The sequence below is a fragment of the Oleiphilus sp. HI0067 genome, assembly GCF_001635735.1.
This window is the reverse complement of the sequence record NZ_LWFI01000058.1, coordinates 1-5,999: the sequence shown is the minus strand read 5'-3', so window position 1 is coordinate 5,999 and position 5,999 is coordinate 1. Positions and strand designations below refer to the sequence as shown.

General features: G+C 43.0%; 4 protein-coding genes. 2 read left to right on the top strand and 2 right to left on the bottom strand.

Features of this window, described 5'->3' with window-relative positions; all coding sequences use genetic code 11:
- Nucleotides 1-353 precede the first annotated feature (353 nt).
- Nucleotides 354-1,283, top strand: a complete 930-nt coding sequence (locus tag A3739_RS01035) for a RimK family alpha-L-glutamate ligase (RefSeq protein WP_068476795.1) — start codon at nt 354-356, stop codon at nt 1,281-1,283.
- Nucleotides 1,284-1,345: 62 nt separating this feature from the next.
- Here A3739_RS01035 and A3739_RS01030 read toward each other — a convergent pair whose 3' ends face one another.
- Nucleotides 1,346-1,531: a CPXCG motif-containing cysteine-rich protein gene (locus tag A3739_RS01030; protein ID WP_068499841.1), complete on the bottom strand. Its 186-nt coding sequence runs from the start codon at nt 1,529-1,531 to the stop codon at nt 1,346-1,348.
- Nucleotides 1,531-2,856 carry a ribonuclease J gene (locus A3739_RS01025; protein WP_197471925.1) on the bottom strand — a complete coding sequence of 442 codons (1,326 nt, stop codon included), beginning with the start codon at nt 2,854-2,856 and terminating at the stop codon, nt 1,531-1,533. The genes A3739_RS01030 and A3739_RS01025 overlap by 1 nt, the downstream gene beginning before the upstream one ends.
- 430 nt (nt 2,857-3,286) lie before the next feature.
- Here A3739_RS01025 and A3739_RS01020 point away from each other — a divergent pair, with 430 nt between their 5' ends.
- Complete coding sequence (locus A3739_RS01020) at nt 3,287-5,299, top strand: Ig-like domain-containing protein (protein ID WP_068476793.1); 2,013 nt, start codon at nt 3,287-3,289, stop codon at nt 5,297-5,299.
- The last annotated feature ends 700 nt before the right edge of the window (nt 5,300-5,999 follow it).

Below are 5,999 nucleotides of genomic sequence, written 5' to 3'. Positions count from 1 at the left end.
TCATATAATATTGTTTTTGTTATTCTTTCTAAGTAAGGATTTTATAACTGAAGAACATCAATTATTTCCCTAATTTACTACATCGCCGAGACAAGATTTACAGCAAGAATTGATCTAGATAACGCATCGGATATATTGAACAGATGCTTATTACTTTTACCAAAATCAATAAACCACTACTCGTGTAAAACTTTTCGACAGTTTGAGAACTACGTTTTTTAGTGCTCTTAAACTATTGCTTTGTGGAATTTGTTGCCGGCATTTCCGTTTAGCTTATTCGTTAAAACAAGAAATAAAAACATGATCAAAAGTAGTACACTGCGCAACCAGACAAAACGGTAAACGAGGATAACGTGCAAGATATTTATATCATCCATGAAAATGAAGAGTGGGTCGTACCACTTCGCGCTGCATTTGCTGAGCGCGGTGTTGAAGCCAAAGAATGGTTTTTAAACCAAGGCGTCATTAACCTTAATGAAACACCACCTGAAGGCATTTACTACAATCGCATGAGTGCGTCTTCGCATACACGTGGGAATCGCTATGCACCAGAGTTAACACGGCTTACCTTAAATTGGCTTACATTGCATAACCGCGAGATCATAAATGGTCCAAGAGCGATATACTATGAAGTGGACAAGTTTTCTCAATACTGTGCATTGCAAAAGCATGGTATCAAAACGCCGCTTACCCATGCCGTAGTCGGTAAAGAAAACCTGATACAGGCAGCGACAGACTTCGATCAAATCCCGTTTATTATTAAGCCTAATCGCGGCGGTAAAGGCTTAGGCGTAAAACTCATTCATAACATCTCTGACTTAGAAAACTTTATTGAAAGTGATGACTATGAAGAACCCTTGGATGGAACATGGTTGATCCAAGAGTACATAAAGTCAGACCAAACCTTTATTGTTCGTGCTGAATTTGTAGGAGCGAAATTCTTATACACGGTCAAAGTCAAAACTGATGGAGGCTTTGAACTATGTCCGGCGGATGTATGTGATATTTCTGATGCGTTTTGTCCAACCAGCGCCCCTGAGAGCAAGTTTGAATTGATAGATACCTTCGATAATCACTCCCTAATGAATCAGCTCGAAACATTCTTAAGCAAAGAAGAAATTGATATTGCAGGGATAGAATTTATTCAGAACGAAATCGGTGATTTGTTGGTTTACGATATCAACACCAATACAAACTATAATAATGATGCTGAAAAGCGCGCGGGTATCGATCAAAGTGGTATGCAAGCCATTGCAAGCCTGCTCATAGACAAAGCCAAATAAGTCTTCATGTGCATTTATGCCTGCAAGATTATCGACGCAGGCATACCTTCATTCAGACAAGCTTAGCAAGCATCGTCCTCTCTCATGACAACCAGTTCTTGCCCATTAAGTACTTTGACTACAATGGGCCGACAACACACTTGGCAGTCTTCAGTGTATTCGGAGTCTGAATCCATAACGTCTAGCAGTAATTGAATCGGTTCGCCGCAATACGGACAGTAAGTATTCTGCTCTTCCAATGGGTTCATTAATTACTCTCCAATGGTATGCGTCCAGGTTCAATAAATGCTTTATGCACGCGTTTCGCTCCTACAAGCTCAAACAAGTCACCATTAAAGCCTGTCATCTGGCGAGGCACCTTAGCTTGCTTAGCAACCTTTGCGTTAGCAGCAAGATGCAGCTGCTCACCATGCGTTGGAATGACGAGAGAAGGCTGCACCCATCCGTATAAATCAAGCAAATCTTGCTCACTTGGGTGACCACTCGCATGAATCGTTCTAGATGTGTTGTACTTCGTAATCACGGATATCTTTTTCTGTTCCAATTGCTCGATCAAACGATGAATATGCTCTTCATTCCCTGGAATCACAATAGAGCTAAATATCACAGTATCACCCTCTTCCAGCTCAAGATCTCGGAATTGATTCCTTGCCAGTCGTGATAGTGCCGCACGCGGCTCGCCTTGACTGCCTGTCGCGATGATCAATATTTCTTCTGACGGCAAATACCCGATCTGATGCGGAGAATACAACAAGCCATCAAGCTCGCTAGGCCAGTAACCAGCAGCTTTTGCGTGACGATGCATGGTATGAAGAGATCTCCCCAATAAGGCAACATAGCGTCCGGTATCTTTGGCAACCTTAAATAGCGTTATTAAGCGCGCGATGTTACTTCCGAAACACGTCACCAACACTCTACCCGACTGCTCACTGACGTGATCAAATAAGCCTTGATAACATGCGCCCTCGGAAACACTTCTACCAGAACGGTCAGCGTTGGTAGAGTCGCAAACCATTGCAGCAATGTTCTCACTCGCTAATTGCTTAAAAGGTAGCGGGTCAAAGGGCTTGCCTACGACAGGATCAAAATCGATTTTCCAATCACCGGTATGAAAAACTGAACCTACTCTGGTTCTGATCATAAGACTATATGACTCAGGCATTGAGTGCGTTAATGCCAACCACTGAACCTCGAATGGGCCAATCTGCTCTGTCGAACCGTCATCGACGATATGAACAGGTATATCTAATTCTTTGCGCGACTCCGCTAATTTATGACGCAAACATAGGGCGGTGAATCGAGTTGTATACACTGGACATTTGAATCGAGACCATAGATCGACCAACGCTCCGAGATGATCCTCATGCGCATGTGTGATTACGATGCCTGCTAAGGCATCAGCACGCTGTGCAATAAAACTTGGGTCTGCACTTATTCTGTCGAACTTCTTTGTAAGCGCGTCTTCGTCATTCTGCGGATTATTGGCATGAATCGCACTGAGACTCTCGCTAAAACTTACGCCGCAATCAACCATTAACCACGCATCATCATGACTGTAGAGATTCATGTTCATGCCAATTTCTCCAGTTCCACCTAAAGGTAAGTACCAAAATTGGCGATGATTAGCCGCGTATGAATTAGAAATAATCGACTCCTATTTGCAGTTGAGGGTAAGACAAATCACGATTAGGGGGTCTTACGAATCAGACCCTTAGAAAGTTCATGCCTAAGCAATATAGAGAAAGTATAAAAGCTAATTAGCAGTATGAGGAAAAATGTTAGACATATGTCTGAAGACGCGCTCAGCTCGACCACCTTCCGTGATTCTCAAAAATATTCTAGTGTTAGCTCAGTAAGAGTACTCAGATAACTAGATAATTTCTAAGATGTTGAGCTAGCGTTAACTTTACCCAAAAGAATAAACTTAACGCTGCAAGATTTGCCACAGCACTCTCCACCTGATACCTTCACAAGATTAATAATCTGAAATTATCTGGTCCCCTATGAAATCAACTAAACTATTTTCGAACTTGTTGCTTTATATTTTTGTAGCAAGCTTTACATTGATGGGTTGCAGTAGTGGCGGCAATAGCCCGAATGGCAAACGTGTTGTTAGCCTTGAAATTTCTGGAGACAATGAAATAGCCGCTAACTTTAGCACTCAACTTAAAGTCACTGCAATTTACAACGACAAAACTTCAAAAGACGTCACCTCAATAGCAACATGGAGTCAGTCTGGCGAGACGGGGATCATTCAAGTATTGCCCGAAGGCATTGTTGAGGGCCTGGCAACAGGATCTGCAACGGTTACCGTCCGTTATGACGATTCACAAAGCGTGACTAGTGCTAACTTCACAATGAACGTGAACGATTCTAGTGTGACCGGGCTCTTTATTACGCCGATTGTTGACATATTAGGCAGCCCTTACAGGATCCCTAATGGTACGTTTATCAGTGTCGCGGGCCTGGCGAATTTTTCAGACGGTAGACAATTGGTCGATATTACTCGAGACCTCTCTTGGACGGTCGATCAGAGCAATATTGTCACGGTCGAGCCTAAGGATTTTGAGGTTAAACTGACGGGCCAATCTTTGGGGGTTACTACTTTAACTGTGGATGTCAGTGATCCCAGTCAATCAGCACAAACGAATGTGGCCGTGCAACAAATTTTGACGGTTACCAATGCCGTGCTCACCGAGTTATTGATTTCACCAAGCTCTCTTAGCTTACCCAAAGCGATCAATCAACAGCTATCGGTTGCAGGTGTCTACTCGGATAATTCGATCTTAATTGATATCCCTGAAGTAAGCTGGTCGGTTGAAGATGATCGCATTGCTCGCATCTCAGAAGACGGCTTGTTAAGCACATACCTAGATGGCCAAACCAAAGTATTAGTGAGCTTGGATTTGATTCAAGCTGAGGCTGAATTGGTAGTCAATGATGCCACAGTAGAGTCCCTTGTCGTCTCACCAGCTGAGGCTTCTATCGTTGAGGGCAGCAAAATAGATTATAACGCCACGGTAACTTTCTCAGACGGAACCGAAGCCGATTACACTGAAAAGGTCGATTGGTATAGCTCCAATAGCAGCGTAGCCGAGGTATATAATGGCAATACTATAAGAGGCCTGCATGAGGGCCAAGCCGAGATCTTTGCTGTGTTGAAAGTGTCTAGCTCAGCAGACACAAATGAGGTGCTTCAATCTAATCCCAGTGGGCGTCTAGACGTTTTTGAGGCTAGAATCACAGACATCGACGTTGAGACCGTTGACGGCAACCCAGACTTGCCGATGATTGTCTCGAAATCTGAAAGCCTAGTACCGATTGATCAATTGCAGATTGATAACGTTGCCGCTGACTTCAAAGCACAGGCAACGTATGAAGATGGAAGTAGTCAGGATATTACGCTCAGCGACGATACTCATTGGACCATTGTCGATGATCAAGACAATCTAGATAGCAGTATTGCGGTGGTTGCTGATGGACGTGTGATCGGTTTAGGTTCTGGCAATGGTGCTGTGAAGGCTGAGAACGATAATATTCGCGACAGCAGTCCGATAGTTACCACTGGCTGCCCAAGCTTAAAGGTTCTTAATCCTCGCCCAGGTGGCTCAGGCGTAATGTACTTCAGTTGCCCGCTTAGAGATACCGAAGCCACTGATGCTCAAATTAGCTATGGAGCAACCTCCAGAGGCGATGGGATCAGGGGCCCTGAGTTTGACTTCATCACTCACAGCAATGCTAGCGTCGCGGCTGATTACTGCGACAATCTCAATTTAGACGGTCACAACGATTGGGAACTAGCTAGATACTCCGATTTAGTCCGGCTGATATTTTACTATGACTCAAATAACGACTCTGACTACCTATTTTTTACCGAACATAATTGGCCAGCCCAAACCAACTTTTGGATTGCTGATAGATCTGGTAAAGCAATTTCATTAGCCGAAGTCACAACTGAGCCAGTTTCTGCCGTGGGGTCGCTATTGAGTACGTGTGTGAGGATACAACCCAATTAATCCAGCTTGTAAAACTTTCTCAAAGGGGCTGAAGCCCCTTTAAAATGTAGCGTTAAAACGCATGATATTGACGTCAGTGGTTTCCGCGCGCCAGCGATACAATCCCCAGCAAACTCTTGGTTCGACGCTTCATTGAGCTTCTTTGTAAACTTGCCCTCGCTCTGCTCTAGCCCGAATAACACAGACACTAAAAGAAACGTGAAAATAATAAGTGAAGGTTGATCAAAGTTCGTCAAAAAATACCAATATATCCCGAAAAAGCATTATCCCTTCGTCACAAATAAATATGTATATATCGCTGTTATAAATGAACTAAAGTGGAATTGTCTGGATTTGTGGCAACGTAAGCCTTGAAACTAATATTCTAGTTAAAAACTTTTCATAAACACTATTTCTTTCAAATAAAGAGCGCCCCGTACAACAGAATAGCTTCATGGCTCAAACAAAAAGGCTATTGAAATAAAGGCCTTGCAATTGGCCTGTAAAGCGTCTGCGACGAGAGATACGTCCAAAGGAATTTAGTTTTCCAAACGTTATGCAATCAGAAGCGTTTAGCCTCAGTCGTGTGAGCGGTCAGTAACTGAAAATCCTGACTCCATTTTTATTACTTTTGGCTCGTGTAGATTTTTCAATACAAATTTTAAATCTATTTTTTCAACTTGCTGCGTTTGATAAGTTTTATAATAGTATATCCTGTTTT